Source organism: Microcoleus sp. F4-D5, assembly GCF_036704885.1.
In the GTDB taxonomy this organism is placed as follows: Bacteria; Cyanobacteriota; Cyanobacteriia; order Cyanobacteriales; family Microcoleaceae; genus Microcoleus.
Map to the genome: position 1 here is coordinate 13436 of NZ_JAUBSX010000015.1, position 23287 is coordinate 36722.

General features: G+C 45.9%; 20 protein-coding genes. 10 read left to right on the forward strand and 10 right to left on the reverse strand.

Annotation, left to right across the window (positions count from 1 at the left end; translation table 11 throughout):
• The first annotated feature begins 324 nt into the window (after positions 1-324).
• Positions 325-573: a DUF6761 family protein gene (locus tag QUA80_RS09700; RefSeq protein ID WP_333423624.1), complete on the forward strand. Its 249-nt coding sequence runs from the start codon at positions 325-327 to the stop codon at positions 571-573.
• 327 nt (positions 574-900) lie between these two features.
• Here QUA80_RS09700 and grxD read toward each other — a convergent pair whose 3' ends face one another.
• The 3 genes from grxD to QUA80_RS09715 all read right to left on the reverse strand — a co-directional run bounded on the left by grxD (position 901) and on the right by QUA80_RS09715 (position 2351).
• Entirely contained in the window at positions 901-1224 is a 324-nt protein-coding gene (grxD, locus tag QUA80_RS09705; protein WP_333423626.1) for a Grx4 family monothiol glutaredoxin, read from the reverse strand.
• Between the two features lie 200 nt (positions 1225-1424).
• The gene (locus tag QUA80_RS09710) at positions 1425-1685 is read right to left on the reverse strand and encodes a BolA family protein (protein ID WP_006634035.1); all 261 of its coding nucleotides are present in this window, start codon (positions 1683-1685) and stop codon (positions 1425-1427) included.
• A 42-nt stretch (positions 1686-1727) separates the two neighbouring features.
• Positions 1728-2351 carry a hypothetical protein gene (locus QUA80_RS09715; protein ID WP_333423628.1) on the reverse strand — a complete coding sequence of 208 codons (624 nt, stop codon included), beginning with the start codon at positions 2349-2351 and terminating at the stop codon, positions 1728-1730.
• Positions 2352-2679: 328 nt separating this feature from the next.
• On the opposite strand from QUA80_RS09715, the gene QUA80_RS09720 reads away from it, so the two are divergent.
• Both QUA80_RS09720 and QUA80_RS09725 read left to right on the forward strand, forming a co-directional pair.
• On the forward strand, positions 2680-3078 hold the full coding sequence (locus QUA80_RS09720) for a transcriptional regulator (protein WP_333423630.1): 399 nt from the start codon (positions 2680-2682) through the stop codon (positions 3076-3078).
• Positions 3079-3288: 210 nt separating this feature from the next.
• Positions 3289-5616: a S8 family serine peptidase gene (locus QUA80_RS09725; protein ID WP_333423632.1), complete on the forward strand. Its 2328-nt coding sequence runs from the start codon at positions 3289-3291 to the stop codon at positions 5614-5616.
• A 370-nt stretch (positions 5617-5986) separates the two neighbouring features.
• On the opposite strand, the gene QUA80_RS09730 is transcribed toward QUA80_RS09725, so the two are convergent.
• Entirely contained in the window at positions 5987-6718 is a 732-nt protein-coding gene (locus QUA80_RS09730) for a WecB/TagA/CpsF family glycosyltransferase (RefSeq protein WP_333423634.1), read from the reverse strand.
• Positions 6719-6920: 202 nt separating this feature from the next.
• Positions 6921-7058, reverse strand: coding sequence for a hypothetical protein (locus QUA80_RS09735; protein ID WP_333423636.1), 138 nt, complete (start codon positions 7056-7058; stop codon positions 6921-6923).
• A gap of 111 nt (positions 7059-7169) precedes the next feature.
• Between QUA80_RS09735 and QUA80_RS09740 the strand changes: the two genes are divergently transcribed.
• The 3 genes from QUA80_RS09740 to QUA80_RS09750 all read left to right on the forward strand — a co-directional run bounded on the left by QUA80_RS09740 (position 7170) and on the right by QUA80_RS09750 (position 12415).
• Positions 7170-10379, forward strand: coding sequence for a glycoside hydrolase family 15 protein (locus tag QUA80_RS09740; RefSeq protein WP_333423638.1), 3210 nt, complete (start codon positions 7170-7172; stop codon positions 10377-10379).
• A gap of 837 nt (positions 10380-11216) precedes the next feature.
• Complete coding sequence (locus QUA80_RS09745; RefSeq protein ID WP_333423639.1) at positions 11217-11699, forward strand: Hsp20/alpha crystallin family protein; 483 nt, start codon at positions 11217-11219, stop codon at positions 11697-11699.
• Positions 11700-12235: 536 nt separating this feature from the next.
• Entirely contained in the window at positions 12236-12415 is a 180-nt protein-coding gene (locus QUA80_RS09750; protein WP_333423641.1) for a tyrosine-type recombinase/integrase, read from the forward strand.
• A gap of 92 nt (positions 12416-12507) precedes the next feature.
• Here the strand turns inward: QUA80_RS09750 and QUA80_RS09755 are convergent, their stop codons facing one another.
• The 3 genes from QUA80_RS09755 to fabI all read right to left on the reverse strand — a co-directional run bounded on the left by QUA80_RS09755 (position 12508) and on the right by fabI (position 16393).
• Positions 12508-14292, reverse strand: coding sequence for an ABC transporter substrate-binding protein (locus QUA80_RS09755; RefSeq protein WP_333423643.1), 1785 nt, complete (start codon positions 14290-14292; stop codon positions 12508-12510).
• Between the two features lie 277 nt (positions 14293-14569).
• Positions 14570-15208, reverse strand: a complete 639-nt coding sequence (hisB, locus tag QUA80_RS09760; protein WP_445302226.1) for an imidazoleglycerol-phosphate dehydratase HisB — start codon at positions 15206-15208, stop codon at positions 14570-14572.
• A gap of 408 nt (positions 15209-15616) precedes the next feature.
• Complete coding sequence (gene fabI / locus QUA80_RS09765) at positions 15617-16393, reverse strand: enoyl-ACP reductase FabI (protein WP_333239827.1); 777 nt, start codon at positions 16391-16393, stop codon at positions 15617-15619.
• 329 nt (positions 16394-16722) lie between these two features.
• Here fabI and ntcA point away from each other — a divergent pair, with 329 nt between their 5' ends.
• From ntcA to QUA80_RS09780, 3 genes are all read left to right on the forward strand, one after another.
• A complete protein-coding gene (gene ntcA, locus QUA80_RS09770; protein ID WP_006634020.1) occupies positions 16723-17388 on the forward strand; it encodes a global nitrogen regulator NtcA in 666 nt (221 codons plus the stop codon).
• 77 nt (positions 17389-17465) lie between these two features.
• A complete protein-coding gene (locus tag QUA80_RS09775) occupies positions 17466-19178 on the forward strand; it encodes a DUF3084 domain-containing protein (protein ID WP_333423647.1) in 1713 nt (570 codons plus the stop codon).
• Between the two features lie 235 nt (positions 19179-19413).
• Complete coding sequence (locus QUA80_RS09780) at positions 19414-19809, forward strand: pre-16S rRNA-processing nuclease YqgF (protein ID WP_333423764.1); 396 nt, start codon at positions 19414-19416, stop codon at positions 19807-19809.
• Positions 19810-19942: 133 nt separating this feature from the next.
• On the opposite strand, the gene QUA80_RS09785 is transcribed toward QUA80_RS09780, so the two are convergent.
• Positions 19943-20413 carry a hypothetical protein gene (locus QUA80_RS09785; RefSeq protein WP_333423649.1) on the reverse strand — a complete coding sequence of 157 codons (471 nt, stop codon included), beginning with the start codon at positions 20411-20413 and terminating at the stop codon, positions 19943-19945.
• A 436-nt stretch (positions 20414-20849) separates the two neighbouring features.
• Complete coding sequence (locus QUA80_RS09790; RefSeq protein WP_333423651.1) at positions 20850-22430, reverse strand: photosystem II high light acclimation radical SAM protein; 1581 nt, start codon at positions 22428-22430, stop codon at positions 20850-20852.
• Between the two features lie 374 nt (positions 22431-22804).
• Between QUA80_RS09790 and QUA80_RS09795 the strand changes: the two genes are divergently transcribed.
• Positions 22805-23194: a DUF1830 domain-containing protein gene (locus QUA80_RS09795; protein WP_333423653.1), complete on the forward strand. Its 390-nt coding sequence runs from the start codon at positions 22805-22807 to the stop codon at positions 23192-23194.
• Positions 23195-23287: the final 93 nt, after the last annotated feature.

Consider the following 23287-nt stretch of genomic DNA (forward strand, 5'->3'; position numbering starts at 1 on the left):
TACTCCCAGGAGGTTGACAAATCGCGCAAGTGAAACTAGAATTCCTCCAACCGTTCGCTCGGTAGCCGGAATACTCAGCCACTGTGACCGCAAAATTCAGCAACATCCCGACTCAATTAAACGCACAGCGAATTATCTAGGTGCGCGCAAAAAGTCGAGCAACTGCATTGCCACGAGTGAAATTTTTTATGGAGGGTAGCCTGTTGAGCAGGGTAAAAACTTTTATTTAGAAATAGCCTCAAGCTGAGCCACTCAGCATCAATCGAGGCCTTTCCTAAATCCCGCCGTCATTATACAAACCACAAAGGATTTCAACCTCACACCATGCTACAAGACACCCAAACAATCCGGCACTACCAAAAACTCACCGACGCCCTCGTCGAAATGTGGAATAGAGGTTATCGTTTCGATGACCTGCGGCTTTACTTAGATGGCTATTTAGCAGCCCTGCGACATTCCAACGGTCTGGAACCCTATCTGATTCACAGACTAGAGGAAGAAGCAGCGCGTTACATTCACGACCCCTCCAATTTTACAATGCCACAGACACAAACTGAATCAGACTACTATTAATACCAACTTCGGTTTAATACATCTGCTGATTATTGGGTAATTGGTAATTGCATTTTTTGATACTAACATAACAGCTACTACCCGAATGACTGAAGGGGTCAGAAAATCCGGTTTTGGTACAATAGTCACTCAGGGAGTGGCAAGCTGTAGTTTCAAAATTGATTTTTAGTAGGGCGGGCCGTGTCCGCCCTACTGTTGTTAAAGTTAGAATTTTGGGAAAGTTTTGAGTTCGGAACTCAAATTTTTTAAGTCTGTAACTCACAATTTGAAACTGACAATTTAACACTCAAAACTCAAAACTTTCTTTGTCCTTTCCCTTCGTTTTATTTAAGAAGCCAAAGCGACTTCTACAATTTCTTGCAATTCGCCCTTTTGATACATCTCGATCATAATATCCGAGCCGCCAATAAACTCGCCGTTGATATAAACTTGGGGAATTGTCGGCCAGTTGGAATACTCTTTAACGCCTTGACGAATTTCCTGGTCGGCCAAAACATCAAGAGTTTCGTAAGGCACTCCCAAAGTATTGAGAATTTGCACCACAGTATTAGAAAAACCGCACTGGGGCATTAACTTATTGCCCTTCATAAACACCATGATTTTGTTTTGCTTAACCAACTCGTCAATTCTTTGATGTGCTGTTGTACTCATTGTAGGTCCTAATATTGTTTGAAACTTTTTAAACGTTGACTGACGCAGAAACCGCGTTTTTTACAAAAATCTTTCGTTAGAGCCATAGATTCCGGTAAAAAAACCGGGTTCTTGTGGTTTTTGTGCCTAAGTAGAGCAGTTGTATTTCAACCAACTCTTGACACCAGCACCAACTTGCGAGCCCACTTGCAAGTCAACAATTAAGCAACTTGATTTTTAGCTTCCCATTCTGCCGGAGTTAAGGTTTCCAAGCCCAAAGCGTGGATGGCTTCACTAGCCATTGCCTGTTTGAGAGCGCCGTAAACCAGTTGGTGCTGCTGTACTCGGCTTTTTCCTTCAAAAGCGGCAGAGACTACTCTCGCCTGGTAGTGGTCGCCGCCGCCAGTCAAATCGTCAACTTGTATTTTAGCGTCGGGCAACCCTGCCTTAATCATTTCTGCTACTTGAGACGGTGTAACCATTGGTTTCTCTGATAAACGGCTGTAATTTAGATTTTAGTGGAACTACTTTGTCGATGAGCTCGGTTGACTGCTGGCAGGCCGGGGAAAGGGTGCATCCACAAAACCCAATTCCAGTAACTGCTGGTAAGCTTTCTTGCCCAAATCGCGAGTTGGCTGCTGCGATCGAATAATCTGAATCAGCAGGGGCACAGCCAGTTCGGGCTTATTTTGGGCCCGGTGTACCAAAGCCAGCCTATAGGTAGCTTCGTCGCGCATTTGGGCTGTTTCTACAGCTTTGGTGCGGTGGCTTTCGGCCAATCGGATGTCAATTCCGGCAAAACTGCTACCCAGTTGTTGGTAGAAGTTGGAGAGTTGATTGAAAATCTGGCGGGATTCTTGGAGTTTTTGACTGGCGAGTGCGTAATTCTGATTGGAAATAGCACTGCTGGCTTCTGTCATCAAACGCTGACCTCCTTGGACGCTCAGCAAGCTGCTGTCTTGCGTCAGAGGGCGGAGATTGTTAGGGTCTGTGGGGTCGTCAGCAGGTTCGACTTGCGGTTGGTTCTCTGGCCCAGAAGGTTGTTGTGCTTGGACTTGGAGCGGTTGCAACAGGGTAAAAGCTGCGATCGCCCCGATCGTAATCCGGGCAGTGGAGCGAAGCCAGCAAACAGTTCCAGAGTATACCATGAAATTACTTTGCGCCTGTGCGCTTTAAAAAAATATTTAGCTTGAGCCGATCTTACCATTGGCGATCGCAACCGGCTAAGTGTAAACCAAATTTGTTGAAATGTCAAAGGGTGCGCGATCGATTTTGGATTTTAGATTTTGGATTTTAGATTTTGGATTGAACAAGGAAATCGCGGGGGATTGGACAGATCCCGGCAATCTAGTCCTGGACCCAGAAACCGGGTTTTTTTACCTAAATACTGCCTTTGAGTGTTTAAAAATGGTGGAAAACCCAGTTTCTTTGGTTTTGATGGGTAAGTCCCGATCTAATTCAACAATCGAACGAACTATGAATATCCCAATTGAAAGAACAGCTTACGGTCAACTGCTGGCTAAATCTCAGCCTAAGCCAATCCTGAACGAAGAAGATAATGATATTGCGCTCGCAGAAGTCGATTTTCTGATGTCTAAGGAAGAATTAACAGTAGAAGAAGAAACTTTACTGAGTCTCTGGGGGCTGTTGATCGAAGAATACGAATCAAAATATTACCCAGATCCAGAAGTGACTCCCCGGGATGTTCTATTGCATTTCATGGAAGTTCGCGAACTCAAACAAGCCGATTTAGTGGGCGTGATTGGTTCCAAAGGAGTAGTCTCTGAGGTGGTGAATGGGAAGCGGGCGATTAGCAAGGCGCAAGCTAAGGCGCTAGGAGAATTTTTTAATGTTAATCCTAGCGTGTTTATTTGAGCGTGTTTATCTGAAAAACTCGCCGATCTAGAAAAAAACTCGGCGGTTTCAACCGCTAGTAACGCGATCGCACAAACTAAGTCCGACGCGGACTGATGGAAAAACTACCGCTGTTAGTTACAGCTTCAAACCCCGCATGGTAGAAACATCCCTAATAGTTTATAAATATGTTTGGTTAAACTGAATCAAAATCAAACAGGAACATTTCTGATGGTACAACCAAGCAAACCGACCTCCGACACTCTCCAAAATTATCAAGGAATTGGAGTCCCCGATGAAAGTCTGGCAGTGATTTTGCAGCGCGGCGGCGATGAATTGCTGCTGTTAAAAGCCGACGATCGCTTTACAGTCCGGCCCTCACCAACAGCATCAGCCTCAAACGATTGGGCTGCAACAACTGGGGCAAAACTCAACCGCCGCATCGGCCAAACCAATCTCGAAGAATATCTCGTTGCGCCCGATCGCCTAGAAGCAGCAATGCAAGCAGCCCGCGCCAGCGATGCTGTAGCTTTTGCCAGCCACGTCTATTGCCCCGCGAACAATCCGAGTACACTCTTTTATTTAACCGACCAAATTACCATTCAATTTGGCGAACAAGTAGACGAACAATCGCGAAAGGCGATCGCCAATGCAGCAGCTTTAAAAATAGTCCGACCAGTAGAAGGAATTCCCAACACTTTTGTCTGCTTCGTCACAAAACAAGCAACAGAAAACCCGGTCAAAATTGCCAACCGCCTGACAAGATATGCAGAAGTTCTCGTAGCAGAACCCAACATTTTAGTAGAGACGCAGCAGCATTACACGCCCCGCGATCCGCTTTATCCCAAACAGTGGTATCTCAACAACAAAGGCGGCAAGGAACTTGTCGGCGGCGCTCAAATTTATGCAGAACCAGCTTGGGACATGACTCGCGGAGTTCGATCGATCGTAATTGCCATCGCCGACGATTCAGTTGACATCACCCACCCAGATTTTCAAGGCCAAGGCAAAATCGTCTCACCCATCGATTTCAAAGAGGGCGACACTTCCCCGATGCCAGCCGCCGACTCAGACAACCACGGCACAAGTTGTGCAGGCGTCGCCGTTGCAGAAGAAAACGGCAAAGGCATTGTCGGCGTCGCCCCCGGCTGCGCCCTGATGCCCATCCGTACCAGTGGTTTTCTCGATGACGATTCTGTCGAAAAAATGTTTAATTGGGCGATCGAAAAAGGTGCAGCCGTCATTTCTTGCAGTTGGGGGCCTTCAGCAGTTTACTATCCCCTTTCCCTGCGGCAGAGTGCCGTCATCACCAAAGCAGCAACCCAAGGGCGGGGCGGCAGAGGTTGCGTCATTCTGTTCGCTGCAGGCAATGCCAACCGCCCAGTCAACGGTACTGTTAACGAGAAAGGCTGGCCCAACAACGTCCTGGGCGGTCAAACTAGATGGCTGGCAGGATTTGCCGTTCACCCAGACGTAATTGCCGTCAGCGCTTCCACTTCCCTCAACAAAAAAGCAGCTTACAGCAATTGGGGTACCAGCATCTCGGTTTGCGCCCCCAGCAACAACGCGCCGCCGGGAACTTGGTTGCCAGAAACCGGATTTATCGGCACGCCGCCGGAGGTGACGCAGTATTTGCCGGGTTTGGGGGTGTTTACTGCCGATCGAGTCGGGCTTGCCGGCTACGATTCGGGGGACTACACAAATACCTTTGGGGGTACTTCCAGCGCCACTCCAGTAGTCGCTGGGGTTGCAGGGTTGATACTTTCGGCTAACCCCCGTTTGACGGCGCGGGAAGTGCGGGGAATTCTCGAACAAACTGCTGAGAAAATTGTCGATCCCGATCCCGATCCCCAGTTGGGCAATCGCATGGGAAATTACGATCCTAACAACGGTCGCAGCGATTGGTTTGGTTACGGGAAAGTGAATGCTTTTAAAGCTGTGCAAGCTGCGGTGAGAAAGGGCGGCGGCAATCCAAATATCGGGGGTCTGGTGTTCAGCGATATTTCTGGACATTGGGCACAGAAGTTTATTGAAGCTTTGGCGGCGGCGAATATAATTAGCGGTTTTCCTGACGGTTCTTTTCGGCCTGATGACAGTTTAAACCGAGCTCAATATGCGGCGCTGTTGGTGAGTGCGTTTAGTCCGATTCCGAGGGTGCCGGCTACAAATTTTATTGATGTTTCTGCTACTTTTTGGGCGAGAAGTGCGATCGAACGGGCAAATCGGGGGGGATTTTTGGCGGGGTTTCCGGGGTTGAAGTTCGGCCCGAATCAGAATTTGACTAAGGCTGAGGCGATCGTATCTTTGGTTAACGGTTTGGAACTCAAGGGCGGCAATCCTGATTCTTTGAAAGTTTACATCGATCGTTCTCAAATTCCTAATTATGCTTTAAGTGCGATCGCCACAGCAACTGCTTTGAAGATTGTGGTTAATTATCCTTCCCGCGATTGGCTTTCGCCGCAGCGGGATATTACCCGCGCTGAGATTTCGGTTTTGATTTACCAGACATTGGTGGCGATTAATCGGGCAAAGGCGATCGATTCTCCTTACATTGTGTAGCGAGTCCCGAACACTAGACAAGATGCCACAGATATTTGATTGATACGAAAACCGCAGATGTAAGGCAGACAAACGCAGATGAACGCAGATAATTGTCAGATTTTTGGCGAATGAGTGCAAGAAGTCTATTGAAACTAGCCCTACTTTTACTTTTGTTAATTTACTAAGATTGTTTCCAGTAAATCAACCACAATTATTTTAGGGGCTGGTTCACCAACTATCTGTAATATCATCCCTAGATCCGTAAACCCGCCCCGACCCAACTCGAAGACTAGACAAGATTGCATTAATTCCCAAACAATCTTAAAATCATCTGCGTCGATCTGCGTCAATCTGCCTTAAATCTGCGGTTACTCTATTAATCCAATTTTCAACCTCGCAAATCCCCCAAAGCTTTCAATGCAAATTGCGGCAAAGCTAACATCCTGCGCCACCGCCAAGGTTCTTGATAAAGCCGGTACAGCCATTCTAAATGATTGTCGCAAAACCAAGCCGGCGCGCGGGTTTTTGTTCCCGCCCAAATATCGAAACTGCCGCCTACTCCCACCCAAATCGAATCAGGGCAAAGGTGTCGGTGTTCGGCAATCCAAAATTCTTGGCGCGGTACTCCCAAGCCTACAAAAATCAGTTTTGGCTGCATTTTTTTGAGGCTTTCACGGAAGTCTTTTTCTTCATCTGCGGCCAGATAACCGTGTTGAGAAGCAATTGACAATCCGTTAACTTTTTGCTGCCAAGTTTCTGCAGCAGCAGCGGCTACTCCGGGGGAACCTCCATAGAAAAATACTGGTTGCGAATCCGGCAATTTTCCTGCTGCTTGCAGCAGCGATTCTGCTAATTCAATCCCCGGATAGCGCTGCGCCGGTTTGCCGCGCATTCGCAAGTACAGCACCACTCCTGAACCGTCGGGAATCACCAGTTCCGCTTTGCGGATTACATCTGCTAAAGCCTGATTTTGCTCGGCTTGCATCGCCATTTCAGCATTCAGCGTCACGACGTGACTTCCCAACCCTTGATGCAGGCGCTGCATCAGCCAACCTGCATAATCATCTAATATGTGAACTGGTAGTCCCAGCACAGAAAATTGCGGCTGCGATCGATCCATATTTTTTTCTTTGAGATTCCTACACACCTAGTTATTTAAATTAGCTTAGATTGGCGATCGATGCTAGACTACTTTTGGACGCAAAAAACCCGGTTTGTGCCACATAAATTCTGTTAAGTCATCATTCCGTGGTCTAGAAACCGGGTTTTTTGTACGCGGCGCGCAAGTCCATTAGAGTTAGGCTGCCAAGTGCGATCGAGCATTAGTATTCGATTTTTTTGACAGAACCGTCGGCGTACCATTCCATCGGTACGAGTTCAATTTTACCATTAATTTTCACTGTAGAGTAGACAACTTTCAAGAAAGGAACGCTGTTGTTATTGTTGTTGCGGCTAGACATGGCAATCACCTTGTTGTGTTTGCAAAACTTGAGAAATAATCTGAACTCTGATATATTTAAAAGTCTATTCACCCCAATTCGGCTCGCATCAGGAAAAACAAGGAAAACGAAATGGCGATCGCAACAACTCAGCGGCAAACGAGGTTAGACTATTACTACCAGCAAATCAAAACCGTCATTCTCAAGCGCCAGAACCCAATTACGGGTTTGCTGCCGGCGAGTACCGCAGTTAACGCCCACGGCGACTACACCGATGCTTGGGTACGCGACAACGTGTACAGCATTCTCGCGGTTTGGGGTTTGGGTTTAGCTTACCGCAAAATTGATGGCGATCGCGGCCGAACATTTGAACTCGAACACAGCACAGTCAAACTAATGCGAGGCTTGCTGTTTGCGATGATGCAGCAATCGAGCAAAGTAGAACGTTTTAAAAATACTCAGTTGCCGCTAGATGCCTTGCACGCTAAATACAATACTCAAACTGGAAGTATTGTTGTCGGCGATGACCAATGGGGACATTTACAGTTAGACGCTACATCTATATATTTGTTAATTCTTGCTCAAATGACGGCGGCGGGGTTGCACGTAGTTTTTACAATAGATGAAGTCAATTTTGTGCAGAATTTAGTTTACTACATCGGTAGAGCTTACCGCACGCCCGATTACGGAATTTGGGAAAGAGGCCATAAAATCAATCGCGGTAATGCAGAATTGAACGCCAGTTCAGTTGGCATGGCAAAAGCAGCCCTGGAAGCAATAAATGGGTTGGATTTGTTCGGGATTAAAGGCTCTCAAGCATCAGTTATTCACGTTTTGCCAGACGAAATTGCCAGAAGTCGCATTACTTTGGAATCGCTTTTGCCTCGCGAATCCAGTTCAAAAGAAGTAGATGCGGCTTTATTGAGCGTGATTAGTTTTCCGGCTTTTGCTGTGGAAGACCGAGAATTAATAGAACGGACTCGGAATAAGATTATTGACAAATTGCAAGGAAATTACGGCTGCAAGCGGTTTCTGCGGGACGGACACCAAACTGTTTTGGAAGATGCCGATCGCCTGCACTACGAACCCACAGAATTAAAGCAGTTCGAGCACATTGAATGCGAGTGGCCGCTATTTTTTACTTATTTATTTTTGGACGGCATATTTCAGGGAAATCAAGCTCAAGTGCAAGAGTACCAGCAGCGTTTGGAATCTCTGGCAGTCGATCGCTCTGGTTTGCCGCTACTACCCGAATTGTACTACGTCCCCGCCGAAAATATAGAAGCAGAAAAGTTAAATCCCCGCAGCCAGCAGCGCTTACCCAATGAAAATATTCCCCTCGTTTGGGCGCAAAGTTTGTATTTTCTCGGTCAATTGCTAAATGAAGGATTAATCGCAGTTGGCGACATCGACCCGCTGGGAAGGCATTTGTCAGTGGGCCCCCACAGAGAACCTTTAGTACAAATTGCACTGTTAGCTGAAGACGAAGATTTGCAAGCAGAATTAGCCGCTAACGGCATTGCGGCGCAAACCCCTAAACAGGTAGAACCAATTCAAGTCCGCCAGACAAAAGAATTATCAGCTATTTACACGCAAATTGGACGCAACGACCCATTAGGTTTAACCGGCCGCCCCGTGCGGCGTCTGCGGAGTTTGACAACTTCTCGGGTGTTTAAAATTCGCGAAGAGGCGATCGTCTTTCTCCCCTCATTTTTGGACAGACAAGAATTTTACCTAACTCTAGATTACCATTTTTTAGTATCTAAAATCAAAAGCGAAATAGCTCACATTCACCGCCACTGGTATCAGTTGGGACGCCCCACGGTAACGCTGATGTTGACTCATACAATGCTGGAAACCGGGCGGGAAGCGCTGCTGGAATTAATGAAGGAATTCCGGGACGGACACTGCAACAACACGCCAGTTAAACTCGGAAATCTCAAGCAGTTAATGCTGACCGCTGGCACCGAAAGAATTGATTTCATCCACGATTTTGAATTTACCGAATCTCCGGTGACAGGTGCAGTAGAAACGCGCAGCTATCTAACTTACAGTTCTGAAAAAACTTGGCCTCTGGGTCACACGCAAGAATTTAAATTAGAGTGCGAAACTAATACTCAATTTTTGCTAACTAGCCTGCGCGATTCAGAAAATTTGTACGAACAAATTGAGTTGCTGCACACGTTAGTTCGACTCAAAGGATTAAATTTTGATACAGGATTTGGAGGTGCAGAACAAACAGTTAAAGTAGTGGATTTGCTCAACGAAGTTTATACAAAAGCTGGAGAAAGTTCGCAATCAAAAATCCAATGGGCAGTCATCCGCCATGCCGCAGGTTTGCTGGACAAAGTTGATATCAGCTTGTCCGATGCGGTGACAGACATTTTGGTGCGACAAAAACAGATTGCTGTAGGGAAAGCTTACAGCGAAGATTCGATAATTTCGCGACCGGGATCTTACACGGAAGTGATGGACAAAATTCGCCAATTCTGCGGAGAAGACATTCGCGATCGAGTTCTTACCCAAGAAATTCTAATTTATCTCAGCGTCCTAATTAAAGCAGAACCGCAGTTATTTAAAGGTCTGCTGACACTGAGAGTTAGCTACTTTATTCTGCTTTTAACAAGCGAATTAGCCCGCGAATTAGGAGTTACGCAGAATGAAGCTTACGAACATTTAATGCAGCTAAGCCCTTTTGAAATCAAAAATCGCCTGCGCCAAGTGTTGACAGAATACGAGGAAATGAATCAAATCCTCAAACAGCAAGAATCCCTGCGCGTCAAACAGCCGGAAAAAGATATTGAATGGGTAGTAGCGCCAGTTTCCGAAGAACCAACAATGCCTGCGGGAGGATGGCGCCGGAAGCGGCAAATGGAAGGTGCAGTCAATCGCGTACCGAAGGATTTTTATCCGAGTGTTTGGGGACTGCTGCGGCACTGCAAAGGCTTGATAATTGGCGACAAATTAGAGCGGCGCAATCGGTTAGATAGCCATATTATATTATCGGAAATGACGCCAGGAGAAAAGAATTTTGCGCTACAAATCGAGCATTTACTGAATAAAATTGTGGCGCCAGAATACCGACAAGTCAATATAGAGGCGCTGATGGAGTTGGCAGCTATTGCCCAGCGCAACCCCGAATTAAAGGTAGAAGAATACATCGTTTTAGATGTGTTAGTCGGTCACGCCGTGCGCCTGAATTGGCGAGGAAAATACCCGGAAAGAGCGGATAAATACGACGAAGATAAAGCGGCGGCTTGGCAAGCTTTTTACAATACTTCGCCTTACGTTTGCGCGAGTCACGTACTTGATGCTTTCCGATTTTTGACGAAGTTTGGATAGATTGAGCGGCAATTCCGGTTTGAGCTTTTAGCGGTAAGGTGTGCAGTGCACACCTTAATATAGAGGTTCTCCGTAAGTCCTGTCTTCTCTTATATTATCTCTCTTTTCTGCCTCAGCTTCCTCTGCGCCCTATGCAGTTCATTAAAATAAATTCTCATCAACTTAATTTTGAGCAACGATCCAAGCTGTTCTTGAGGCAAAAACCTGTGATTAACAACCAACCGATACCTATTAGTCTCTTTGCTGGAGCATGCGGTTTAGATTTAGGTCTAGAAAAAGCAGGATTTCAGACAGTAAGTTTAGTAGAACTCGGGCGTTGCTTAATCAGGGTATGAAAAAAATAAGTTGAAAATCCTCAAGCTTTGTGGATACTGGTTTCTATGACTTGCATATTTAGCCTTTCATACCGTAAATCAGTAACGCCCAGCAACGCCGGGATTATGCGAGATCCCTCACGAGTGCGAGCGATGGCTGTGGGAAAGCAGCTCACGCCTACAAATCACGTCCTTACCCTGCGACACATCACCCGCACCCTGTTTTTGGTACGGTTAACACCAGCGATACTTCCCCCGACGCTCGCGCGGTGGAGAGTTCGCTCGGCAGGGTCATCATGGCGTTGACACAGCCTTTTCGGTTTCTAGGAATAGCTTGGTACGGTTTTCTTTACTGCCAATTACTGCTGATTCTTTCGCACTTATTCGGGCAAATACGACTAACAGGGTTGGGTTCTCCTGACTGTTCCTCTCACTTATAAAGCGGCATCATAATAACTGTAAGCGATGAGCTTCAACCCAAACTTTCCTTATAAAGTTTTACCAATCTTTGAGGTGACAGATTATGTTGATGCGCTCTTGGCAACCATTCACGGAAATTGAAACCATCCGCCAGCAACTCGATAAAGTTTTTGATCAACTGGCACCAACGAGAGATAACTCAGAAGCCACTTGGATGCCCGCTCTGGAATTGGCTGATGTTGGTGACAACTTCGTATTAAAAGCGCAACTGCCTGGAATTGACCCCAAAGACATTGACGTTCAAGTCACTCGCGAAGCAATTTCTATCTCTGGGGAACGCCGCTACGAAAACACAGACGAGAAATCTGGCTACGTCCGCTCTGAATTCCGCTATGGCAAATTCCACCGGGTAATTCCCTTGCCAGCACACATTCAAAACGACTCTGTGCAAGCTGAATGCAAAGATGGCATTCTAACGTTAACTCTACCCAAAGTGACTGAAGCTCGCAATAAAGTCGTCAAGATTAATTTAGCCGAAATTGCTGGAGCTTCAACGAATCCCGCTTTGGAACAGGCTAACCAATAACGATCGGCTGTGCTTAATCGAGTGAGGCAAATTTTCTCAAATTGAGCCTGATTGGATTTACTGGCGCGACAACGAAACTGGAAAAGTTGATACCGGGAGCTACCATTGCTCTCGGTATTCTTTATTTGGGAAAGCCGAGCGAAAAGCTGCCTACGTCCTGAACCCGCAGTGAATTCAGTAACGCTTAAGTAAGTCGGTGGAAATATTTACAAGTATGTAACGAAGGATTAAGTAACCTGATTGGAGTTAAGTTTAACACGTTCTGTAGTATAGTTTCCTCTTTCTGCTCTAACTTTTATCCCATGAATTACAGCATAAGCCAGCTCTAATTCATCCTCAAACATTTTTCCGGCTAATTCATTTTTTGTGACTGTTCAAGGGATCGCCGATTGGCTGGAACTTAAACCAATTTGAGCCGGGGAAACTGACCCCTTATTCACAGCGCTTTATTTTTCTAACCGGGACATCGGTTAATCGGCGACGGTATCCCCAAGATTGTTGTCGGCCATAGCAAAAATGCTGGTATCAAAAAACAGATGTCTCCTCACCGCATCCGACACTCAGCTATCACGGCGGCACTGGAAGCAACAGACGGGGATGTGCGGAAGGTTCAGAAACTCAGCAGGCATAGGAACTTGAATACGTTAATGATATATGACGACAAGCGGGGGCGCGACCAACAAGACGTTACTGAAATGCTTGATGGGATGTTTTGAATGTTTTTACTGGCTTGGATCGGTAATTCGTTAATTAGGGGTATGTTTTTATCGGCCATCAAGTCTCTAGTTTTGTGGCGAGGGCGATCGCGCTATTTCCGATCGCTCAGTTTCAGTTCGTAAATGTTCCAAAATACTCCTCTTAAGGCAGAGTACTTAATACCTTGGATATAATTTCGCACTGCTGCCATCGTGAAAGGCTTAGTTAAATAAATATATGGTAGATACTCCTGATCGATGCGTTGAGCTTCTGCATAGATAGCTTTGCGCTTTGCTTCATCAAATTCTTCTACTGCCTGAAGATAAAGGTTGCCAACCTTCCGTTCCCAGTCGGCCACCTCTCGTCCTGTTATCGGAGTCTGACCTTTCTTAGGTTCCTGATTATATATATGGAAACTACCTTCAGGCAAGAACAAACTAGCATTGTCATTTGGTTCTACACTAAGATTAATCGTCCCCAAACGACACTCCCAATTAAAAGAGTTAAGAATTTTGTCTATAAAAAGGTTATAACTTACAGGATTAAAATCAACTTGAATGCCAAGTTCGTTTAAATTTTCTTTAATTTGTACTGCGATTATATCGAGAAATTTATTGCTAGAATTTGTCAGGAGGGTAAACTGCACCAAATTTCCCTGAAAATCTAATAACTGTCCTTGATTATTGTATTCAAAGCCGGCTTTTACCAGTAATTGTTTCGCTTTTAGAGGATTGTATTCATAATCTTTTAAACCTTCTTTAGAAGAAAGATAATAAGGGCTTTGTTTAGGAAGATATGAAGTTGGCAATTCACCCAATCCTCTATATATGTTATTGAGCAATCCCCTGCGGTCAATCCCATAGGCAACAGCTTGTCTAAATTCCACTGTATTAAACCAGCGAGACTTGATTGGATTGACCAAAGGTTGACCGTTTCTGCTTCCTTTGTTGAGATTAAAACTAATATACGTAGTTTCCCTAGAAGGACCACCGTTGTAAATGGTAAATTGCCCTCGCTTTTCTTCCCGTTTCAATAATGAAAAATTTTGAGGAGAAACATTAATGTAATCCAATCCTCCAGAGCGGAATTGTATTAAAGAGGTATCGCTATTGTCAACTATTTGCAAAATCATACGCTCGATATAAGGCTGGGTGTGACCTTGAGCGTCTTTTCGCCAGTAATAAGGATTTTTCCGGAAAATAACCCGCTCACCTGGAGTATAAGCTTCTATCGTATAAGGACCATTCGCAATAATTTCTTTGGGTGGAGTATTAGTACCCCAAGTTGATAGAAATTTAGGCTTACCTTCTCGATCTTTTGTGTTGACTGCTTCCCGCAATGCGTGGACTGGTAATATTGGTAGTTTTGCCAGCCGAAGGAATGGGACAAATGGTTGAGGTATAATAAATTCAAATCGCAGTCGATCTATTTTTCGTACAGTGGGAAAAACACGATTGTTACCAACTCTAAATAAGTCTTTTGCATTATTAGGCATGTCTTTACCCAGGAAAACTTCGTTATAAGTAAAAACCACATCATCTGTAGTAATTGGCTGTCCATCTGACCATTTAAGTCCTTTCCTAAGACTAAAAATAATCCGTTTCTTGTCTTTAGATATTTTCCAAGACTCGGCAAGGGCAGGTTCAATTTTCCCTTGGTAATTTTCGCTAATTAGCCCTTCGTGAGTGTAGTCTGAAATGTAGGGTAACTCCTGATTTAGAGCTGGGTTAAAGGTTTTGGGGATTGCAGGACTGCTGATAACGATTTGAGAGGCTGATACTACTTTGGTTTTGATATGAAGTGAGCTAAATTTAATTAGTGCAAATACTGTTATTAAAGCGAGTAAAATACCCCATAGGTGACGACGAATAGCAGTAAAAATACTAATTTTATTCATATAAAAAATATTAGATTGTAACGGTTTAAAGGGTATTAAGCCGCAGATAACATAGAGTTTTTGGAGTTGACTGACTTACGCTGCAAACAATTGCAGGAAATCGCGACAGATAAGTAGATTGGTTGGAAAATACACAAATGTGGGCAGCGAGGGTCACTCTGTGAAACTCAACAATGGCAGGTGTTATGAGAGCTTTACCTTCTGTAACATACCAAAGTTTATTTGCACCTACCTACTTAATTCGTAGTAGCGCCCAAACGCTACTACAAACCCCATACTACAAAACTCCTTTAGAACTCGGAATTCGAGTGGCGCGCCGCGGATCGATTTCTACCGCCATCCGCAGAGCTCGCGCAAATGCCTTAAACGCCGCTTCCACAATGTGATGAGAATTTCCGCCCTGCAACTGTCTAATGTGCAGTGTCATCTGAGTGTGGTTCACAACAGCCGAAAAAAACTCTTTCACTAATTCAGTATCGTAAGTGCCGATCCGCTGGTTGGGAATTTGCAAATTGTAGCTTAAGTGAGGCCGTCCCGAAAAATCTAGCACTACTTCAATTAAAGCTTCATCCAAAGGTGCGATGAAATGTCCGAAGCGAGAAATGCCCGATCGATCCCCGACAGCTTTTGCCAGCGCTTGGCCTAAGGTAATTCCCACATCCTCGTTCGTGTGGTGGTCGTCAATCTCCAAATCCCCGATCGCCTGCACGTCCAAATCTATCAATCCGTGAGAAGCAATCTGGTGCAACATATGGTCTAAAAACGGAATCCCCGTAGACGCCTTGCAAGTTCCCACACCGTCGAGATTGAGGCTGGCAGTGACATCCGTTTCCAGTGTCGTGCGTTTCACCAAGGCGGCCCTAGCTGGTTGAACAGAACTTGCAGGAGGCACAGAAGGGCGATCGATTATCTCCATAATTCGCAATTGGTCATTCATTAGTTATAGATAATTAGTAATTTGAGAACGGGATTTTTTTAGTGTTGAGTCTCAAGCGAGGGGCTGGTTCTGTATGCAACTGACATCAGACACCAATGTCAATCAAGGGATTTTGGGTGGGTGGGGGCGGATTTATTTAACCTGCCTGTCACCGGAGAAAGTTTTTGGTGAACCCGTCCCTACAAGTTCTTGAAAATGGTGCAAGAAGATGCGAGTGGGTGGGGGCGGGTTTATTTAACCTGTCTGTCACAGGAGAAAGTTTTTGGTGAACCCGCCCCTACAAGTTCTTGAAAATGGTGCAAGAAGATGCCAGATCAAACTTACTTGTTAAAGTTAAAGTTTATTGTCTCAACCCGCCCGTCCATAACTCACAATTCTCGACAACTGTTACATTCCCATGATTTCGTAACCGGCATCGACATACAAAACTTGACCCGTAATCCCGCTAGCGAGATTGCTGCACAGAAAAGCCGCAGCATTTCCCACTTCCTGCTGAGTCACCGTCCGCCGCAGCGGGGCCACTTCCTCAACGTGGTGGATCATGTCCAGAATACCGCCAACTGCTGACGAAGCCAGAGTCCGAATCGGGCCAGAAGAAATGGCATTTACCCGAATATTTAACGGGCCCAGTTCAGCAGCCAGATAACGAACATTCATTTCCAAAGCTGCTTTAGCAATTCCCATCACATTATAATTAGGAACTACCCGGACGCCGCCCAAATAAGTCAGCGTCACAATGCTGCCGCCGCTTGCCATCAGGGGTTTAGCAGCGGCACAAAGCCGCACCAGCGAGTAAGCGCTAATATCCAAAGCATTGGAGAAACCTTGGCGCGAAGTGTTGGTGAAGTCTCCCGAAAGTTCGTCCTTGCCAGCAAAAGCCAGACAGTGGATCAGGACATCTAACTTGCCCCACTTGTCGGCGATGGTTTGAAAAGTAGACTCAATTTCGCTCTCGTCTTGGACATTGCAGGGCAAATACAGACTGGGATTGAGCGGTTCCACCAGTTCCGCGACTTTGCGCTCGTGCTTGCCTTTCTCGTCCTTCAAATAAGTTATGCCGAGGTTGGCCCCAGCTTTGTGTAGCTGCTGAGCTATGCCCCAGGCGATCGAGCGATTGTTGGCAATGCCCGTAACAAGAGCATTTTTTCCGGTCAAATCTATCATCTGTATTTCTTCTAGAAGCAACTTGCACCGTTCTCATTGGCTCTATGCGACAACCCCGCCAGTTTAGACACAACTGATTCAGATTTAACTGATTCAGACACAATTGAGACACAATTGAGACACAATTGATATTAATTTTGCTGTGGAGCTACATGGGGGCGGAATTGAAAAAGTTAAGAGAAGGGCTAGATTTAATCATACAGCGTGTCTTTACCTTAACATTAGATGGAAGTAACAGAATCCTTGGATATTGGAGGTTGGGAAGTATATTTACTCAATAAGGTTAATCGGCAAGTTACAAAGTATTGATTAGTACAAAGGATCGAGTCGTGACGCATGATAGACCGCTAGCAGCCGTGTTCCGCCAGATCAGCGGCGGGGCGTTTCCACCCATTGTGGAAACCTTTGAACGGGGCAAGACAATTTTTTTCCCTGGAGACCCGGCTGAGCGCGTCTATGTTCTCATTAGAGGTGCTGTGAAGCTGTCCAGGGTGTACGAAGCAGGGGAAGAAATTACAGTCGCCCTCCTGCGCGAAAATAGCGTATTTGGGGTGCTGTCTCTGATTACGGGACACCGATCGGACAGGTTTTACCACGCGGTAGCCTTTACGCCGGTAGAGTTGATATCGCTGCCGATCGAACAAGTCGAGAAAGCGCTCAAGGAAGACCCGGAATTGTCGATGGTGATGCTGCGGGGACTGTCGTCTCGGATTTTGCAAACCGAGATGATGATCGAAACGCTGGCCCACCGAGATATGGGTTCGAGACTCGTCAGCTTTTTGCTGATTCTGTGCCGGGATTTTGGCGTGCCAGGTACAGAGGGGATTACGATAGATTTGAAGCTGTCCCACCAGGCGATCGCCGAAGCGATCGGCTCGACGCGGGTAACTGTGACTCGTTTGCTCGGGGATCTCAGACAAGAAACCATGATCTCGATCCACAAGAAAAAGATCACAGTCCACAACCCGGTGGCTTTAAGCCAGCAATTCACTTGATGCCGAGAAAGTATGGGATTTTGGATTTTGGATTTTAGATTCAATCCAAAATCCAAAATCCAAAATCTAAAATCGGAATGACTGCTGGATACATCCTGGTATTTGTAATTTTAGTGTTGGGGGGTGTGATCGCCACTGTCAGCGATCGCCTTGGGACGAAAGTCGGCAAGGCAAGGTTGAGCTTGTTCAAACTTCGCCCCCGCGATACTGCTGTTGTTGTGACAGTAATGGCCGGCAGCATCCTGTCAGCACTGACTCTGGGTATTTTGTTTGCGACTAGCAAGCCGCTGCGAACGGGAGTTTTTAGAATAGACGAGATTCAAAAAAGGCTCAACAACGCCCGCAGAGAAATCAACCAGGCCACTCAAGAAAAAAATCGAGTTGAAACTGAATTAGCTCAAGCCAGAGCCGCTCAAGCCCAAGCTAGAGCCAATTTAGAGCAAATTAATCAATCCCTCCAAGCAGCTAATGCCGAGCAAGCTCGGACGCAAACAAAATTAAACTCGCTGCGAGCTCAGCTCAACAGCGTGCAAGCAGCCAAGTCTAAAACTGAACAGCAGTTAAGTCAGGTAGAAGCGGCTAAATCCGAGACAGAAGAACAGCTCAGCAGCGTGCAAGCGGCTAAATCCCGCACCGAAGAACAATTGAAATTGGTTGAAACGATCCGATCGACTACAAAAGCTCAGCTCGATCGCACCGAGAACCAATTGAAAACAGTTTCCGCTCAAAAAACGACTTTGGGAGCGGAAATCGCCCAATTGCAAGAAGAACGCCAACAGTTAATCGAGCAGCGAGAGCAGGTAAAAGCTCAAATTGGCCAGCGAGACAAGGAAATTGCCCAGCGAGACGCAGAAATTGCCAAGCGAGAGCGAGAAATTGCCCAGCGAGATACAGAAATTGTCGATCGCAACGAACTAATTGCCCAGCGAGATAAGGAAATTGCCCAGCGGGTGCAAAATCTTGCCGAGCGCGAGCGAACAATTCTCGAGCGCGACAAAGTAATTGCCGAGAGAGAAGCACTCCTAGAAACCTTGGCACAGCAACAAGCTCAACTCGAACAACAACAAGCTTTATTGCAGCAGCAAGTGCAAGTTTTGGAACGGGACTTTCAGGCAATCCGCGAGGGTACAGTTGCCATCAGGCGCGGTCAAATTTTAGCTGCTGGCGTCGTTCGCATTATCGAGCCCGCTATGGCGAGCCGCGCGATCGATCGACTCTTGCAAGAAGCAAATAAAACCACCGTCGGACTGATGCAGCCGGAGAATAAGAAGGTTAAAGAGCAGGTTATTCAAATTACTAAAGCAGAAATAGATCAACTAATTAGTCAGATTAAAGACGGTCAAGACTACGTGGTGCGAATTGTCGCCGGCGCTAATTACCTGCGGGAAGAAAAGGTAATTAAGGTATTTGCAGAAGCAGAAATCAATCGAGTTGTGTTCCGCGCTGGAGATGTGATTGCAGGGGTTGCTGTCGATCCGGTGATTTTGACCGACGAACAGGTGCGGCAGCAGTTGCTGCAATTGATAGAAGCGTGTCAATTTCGCGCTCGCCTGATCGGCGTTGTCGGCGGTAGAGTACAAGTTGCCGACAGTCAGATTGAAACTTTAGCTGGTTTTATCGATCGGTTGCAGCAGTACCAGAAACCGCTGGACGTTCAGGCGATCGCCGCAGATGTCACTTACATCGCCGGCCCGCTTAAAATAGATTTAGTGGCTCTTGAAAACGGAGCCGTTGTTTTCCGCACCGGACAACAAAAACAAGGCCCAGGAGACTTAAGAATTAAAAAATAAATGTGGTAATTGATAATTGGTAACTGGTAATTGGTAATTGGTAACTGATACCTATTCTGCAAAGTAGTGATACAGATAGATTGTATGCGAGCAGGTGTAGGGACACGGCGAAAGCCTTTGTCCGCCGCGGGGACTAGGACACGGCAAAAGCCTTTGTCCCTAAGGTTCGCTGTGATTTTTAATAATTGGTATAAGATTGAAGATTGTAGCTAGACTTTTTTAAATTGATATGACTATGATTTTAGGTTTCGATCCGGGGAAAGACAAGTGCGGTATCGCCGTCATGAGTACAGATAACAATGTCTTCTACCATCAAGTGATACCCTCCGAGAGTGCAATTTCGACTATTCAATCTGTGTGCGAACAGTTTTCGATTGAATTATTGGTGCTTGGAGATCAAACTACTTCTAAAAGTTGGAAACAAAAACTGACGCAGAGTTTGTCGCCTGCGCTCAAAATTGTTCAAGTTGACGAGAGGTACAGCAGTTTAGAAGCGAGGGAACGCTACTGGCAAATGTACCCTCCGACGGGACTCGACCGCTTGATTCCGAAGGGAATGCGGACGCCGCCGAGACCGGTGGACGATATTGTGGCGATCGTCCTGATTGAGAGGTATTTGAATAAAAGTTAGTCAATTTTATAACCGTTACCGCTGATTCTCTTTAATTATTAAGGAATCAATATATTTTTGCCAGTCTTGAATTTTTCACTTAAATAAAATACACCCTAAATTTAGAGGAGCGATCCTTGAATCACAATTAGCGCTACTTGATAACACCTTCGGTCAAAATAACCTTACCATTCTGCCGGACTTGCAGGCGTTCGGGGTTAATCGAATAGGTAATATTGCCGTTAGTCGCTTCATAAGTTCCGTCGTCACCTGTTGTTACTTGCATGACATTGATTTGGGTGCCATTTATTTTGCTGAGTCCGCGGTAAAAAATATCCCCTTCCTGGGTTTTGCAAATGTATATAGAAAAGTTGGCTGTTGCGAAAGATTGCACCATTTGGGCCCTCGGACATCCCTCTACTTGGGCAATTTGCAGCGGTTGATAATTGCCCAAAGTGTTCGGCGCGAGCGCCCCAACGTTGCCAATCGGTTGATTTAGTGGAGTTGCTTTTGCTGAGGCTGTCAAAAAGCCGTGAAGCGAAGCTATCCAGAAGGGAATCGCACTAATCCCAGCCATAACTAGACCTAATCCTTTAATGCCCTTAACTCTATCTTTACAAAACATCTTGTCACTCCTGGTTTTACCTATATAATTACATCTTAAGGCATATTTGTTTGAGATTAATAATATTTAATGTCAGAGGTGAGGTGCGAAGAGAGTACGGTACATCCTAGGTTTAAGTAAGGTGCGCGTGCAGCCCCCTACACCAGTGAAAATACATAAGTATCTCTATGCGATGAAGGGAAGCAAGCGCTTGCATTTATGACAGTTTTACGCTCTTATGACTTGTAAACGCCGATCGGAGAAACCGGGTTTCTTCATACTGTTATTTTCGTAGCAACCGGGTTTCTCGACCCCCGAGCGCGAACTGAGTCTGTTACACCGTAATTGTTGATTTGCGCTTACCTATTTATTGAACAATAAGAAGGGAAAGGAAAGATACATTTTCTTTCCCCTTCCCCCTTTTTAAAGACATAATTCCTGACTGCGAACCTGATAATTAATTAACGGCTGCCAACTGTTTATTTTTGACTTCCACAGGCGCTGTTAATGCCTCTTCCAAATCCGCACAGCCGAGTCTTTCCTCCAAAATAGCCATCACTTCGCGGCCGAAATCATTGGAATTACGCTGCCAAGCTTCTAAACAAATTTGCCCGAAAAACGAACCCAAAGGCTCGGGATTCCACAGCAACTTGCGCGCTGTCCAAGGCATCAAACTCATCGGATCGTAACCAGGTTGCAGAATCTCCTGTTTAAAGGCGTATTCTTCCAAAATTGTGTGCGGTTGCAACCCGATAAAGAAAATCGCTGGTTCTACTTTATCGGCTCCAAAAATCCGCTCTAATTCTCGGTGATAAGCAATAGTTTGCCTGATGGTTTCAAAGGTTTCGTCAATTACGTTAAACGAGTAATTCACGGAAACCACATCGTTGTAACCTGCTGCTTTTAAATCGCGGCAATTTTCCAAAACTACTCGCAAGTTGTAGCCCATCCGCATTTTCCGAACCAGTTCCTGGGAACCGCTGGTGATGCCGATTTCAAAGTAATTCATCCCCGTTTTTACCATCAAATCGCACAACTCGGGTGTGAGATTGTCCGCACGGATGTAAGCGGCCCAGTGTATGTCATCCATGCCGGCGGCGATGATTTTTTGCAATAATTCAACTGCATCGTCGATGAATTTGCGTGCGGGGATAAATTGAGCGTCGGTAAACCAGAAATTGCGGATACCTCGATCGTACAATTGCCGCATCTCCGCCACCACCTCATCGGCCGGATTGATCCGCACTTGTTTCCCTTCAATCACCGTATAAATGCAGTAACAGCAATTGTGAGGACAGCCGCGCTTGGTTTGGACTCCGACGTAAAAGTCCATATCCTGTAGATAATAGGAAAATTCCGGCCAAATGGTTTCGATGTAGTTATAATCGCAAGCAGTTTTCTCGATGTTGGCTGGCTTTTCGTGAATTAGCTTGGCGCGCGGCACAGTTTCGCCCACCACATAACACCTTTCCTCGGCTAAATCTTCGCCTTTAATCAACTTTTCTAGCAAAGCTTCGCCTTCCCCCACCGAAACCACAGTTCCTGCCGGCAAACTGCGTCCCAACTGCTCGTAAAACACGCTCACAGCACCGCCGCCGACCACTGCACGAGCTTCGGGGCGGTATTTCCGGGCCCGCTTCAATCCGCGCTTAATCAGTCCCAAATTGCGCCAGAGTTCGGTGTAGTAAGACGCGGCCAAACGCAGTCCTCCGAGTGCTCCCCGGAACTTAATTAGCAGATTTTTGGCGTAGTAAAACTCGAAGGCATTTTGCAGCGGGTTGCCGCCCCGGCCGCCCACGGGCGCGTAAATTTGAATGTCCCGCCAAGAGAAAACCAGCAGAGTCGGCTTAAACTCGTCTATGCTGGCATCTAAAGCTTTGGCGAAATCCAGGGGGGGTACCGCACCTAAATCGAAAATGCGCTGTTCGACATCGGGAAACAGCTTGTGTACGTGATCCGAAAGATACACAACTCCGATCGGGAAAATAGGATTGCAAGGGAGGCGAACGTACAGGACTCGGTTTTCTCGGTTTTCCATGATTGCCATATCCTAAAGTGGAACTTTTTCCGCTATGTTAATATTCTTTTAATATAACTTTACAATATGTCTAATTTTCGCAATTTGACATTAAATATTCTTAAATTTTTCTATTTGGCTCAAGGCCGAGCTTGTTGGTGTCGATGGGCGACAGCAGTAGGAAAAAGCTAATTTTTAAGTAAATGCAGCGTATTTTGACTGAAAATCCAAGCTGGGAGTCAAAAACGATATTTTTTCCCGGTTAAACTTAAATTTTGGTACGATCGGTCTCTAATGTACCAGGGAGTTGGTAGTCGGCTTTACAGTAGGTGGGATCGCCTAGTGTTAGCCTAATAAGATAACTAAAACTTTTAGGGAAGGCTCCCTCAGCATTTATGGCTCAAATTCTTGACCCCGTACCCTTAGACAGCGACAGCAAGATTCTGTGCTGCTACGTCAACGCCACCAGTCAAATTCAAATTGCTCGCATCACCAACATTCCTAACTGGTACTTTGAACGAGTGGTTTTTCCCGGACAGCGCTTAGTGTTTGAAGCGATACGGACCTCTGCATTGGAAATTCACACCGGGATGATGGCCAGTGCAATTTTGTCGGATAAAATCCCTTGCGATCGCTTGCAGATTAACGAAGGCCCTTATTCAAACCTCAATCCTAGCAGATCCCTAGGGGAAGTTCAGGGCCATCGAACAGCAACTGCCGGCCGCCCCAAATCCCGAGAAATCTCAGAATCTTTGACTGTATCGGCCCTCACAGCCGTCGATTAATCGGAGTTGTGAGTTTTGAGTTATAAATTGTCAGTTAATTGATAACTCCGCGCTCAAAATTCCTACTTCAGCAAAGCGTTAAAAACTCAACAC

What these genes read in the sequence shown, in the direction of transcription:
- QUA80_RS09775 (WP_333423647.1), top strand. Translation starts at nt 17,466, where the DNA reads ATGACTGCTGGATACATCCTGGTATTTGTAATTTTAGTGTTGGGGGGT.
- QUA80_RS09785 (WP_333423649.1), bottom strand. Translation starts at nt 20,413, where the DNA reads ATGTTTTGTAAAGATAGAGTTAAGGGCATTAAAGGATTAGGTCTAGTT.
- hisB (WP_445302226.1), bottom strand. Translation starts at nt 15,208, where the DNA reads ATGGAGATAATCGATCGCCCTTCTGTGCCTCCTGCAAGTTCTGTTCAA.
- QUA80_RS09735 (WP_333423636.1), bottom strand. Translation starts at nt 7,058, where the DNA reads ATGTCTAGCCGCAACAACAATAACAACAGCGTTCCTTTCTTGAAAGTT.
- QUA80_RS09755 (WP_333423643.1), bottom strand. Translation starts at nt 14,292, where the DNA reads ATGAATAAAATTAGTATTTTTACTGCTATTCGTCGTCACCTATGGGGT.
- QUA80_RS09740 (WP_333423638.1), top strand. Translation starts at nt 7,170, where the DNA reads ATGGCGATCGCAACAACTCAGCGGCAAACGAGGTTAGACTATTACTAC.
- QUA80_RS09750 (WP_333423641.1), top strand. Translation starts at nt 12,236, where the DNA reads ATGTCTCCTCACCGCATCCGACACTCAGCTATCACGGCGGCACTGGAA.
- QUA80_RS09700 (WP_333423624.1), top strand. Translation starts at nt 325, where the DNA reads ATGCTACAAGACACCCAAACAATCCGGCACTACCAAAAACTCACCGAC.
- QUA80_RS09790 (WP_333423651.1), bottom strand. Translation starts at nt 22,430, where the DNA reads ATGGAAAACCGAGAAAACCGAGTCCTGTACGTTCGCCTCCCTTGCAAT.
- fabI (WP_333239827.1), bottom strand. Translation starts at nt 16,393, where the DNA reads ATGATAGATTTGACCGGAAAAAATGCTCTTGTTACGGGCATTGCCAAC.
- QUA80_RS09710 (WP_006634035.1), bottom strand. Translation starts at nt 1,685, where the DNA reads ATGGTTACACCGTCTCAAGTAGCAGAAATGATTAAGGCAGGGTTGCCC.
- grxD (WP_333423626.1), bottom strand. Translation starts at nt 1,224, where the DNA reads ATGAGTACAACAGCACATCAAAGAATTGACGAGTTGGTTAAGCAAAAC.
- QUA80_RS09780 (WP_333423764.1), top strand. Translation starts at nt 19,414, where the DNA reads ATGATTTTAGGTTTCGATCCGGGGAAAGACAAGTGCGGTATCGCCGTC.
- QUA80_RS09725 (WP_333423632.1), top strand. Translation starts at nt 3,289, where the DNA reads ATGGTACAACCAAGCAAACCGACCTCCGACACTCTCCAAAATTATCAA.
- QUA80_RS09730 (WP_333423634.1), bottom strand. Translation starts at nt 6,718, where the DNA reads ATGGATCGATCGCAGCCGCAATTTTCTGTGCTGGGACTACCAGTTCAC.
- QUA80_RS09720 (WP_333423630.1), top strand. Translation starts at nt 2,680, where the DNA reads ATGAATATCCCAATTGAAAGAACAGCTTACGGTCAACTGCTGGCTAAA.
- QUA80_RS09745 (WP_333423639.1), top strand. Translation starts at nt 11,217, where the DNA reads ATGTTGATGCGCTCTTGGCAACCATTCACGGAAATTGAAACCATCCGC.
- QUA80_RS09795 (WP_333423653.1), top strand. Translation starts at nt 22,805, where the DNA reads ATGGCTCAAATTCTTGACCCCGTACCCTTAGACAGCGACAGCAAGATT.
- QUA80_RS09715 (WP_333423628.1), bottom strand. Translation starts at nt 2,351, where the DNA reads ATGGTATACTCTGGAACTGTTTGCTGGCTTCGCTCCACTGCCCGGATT.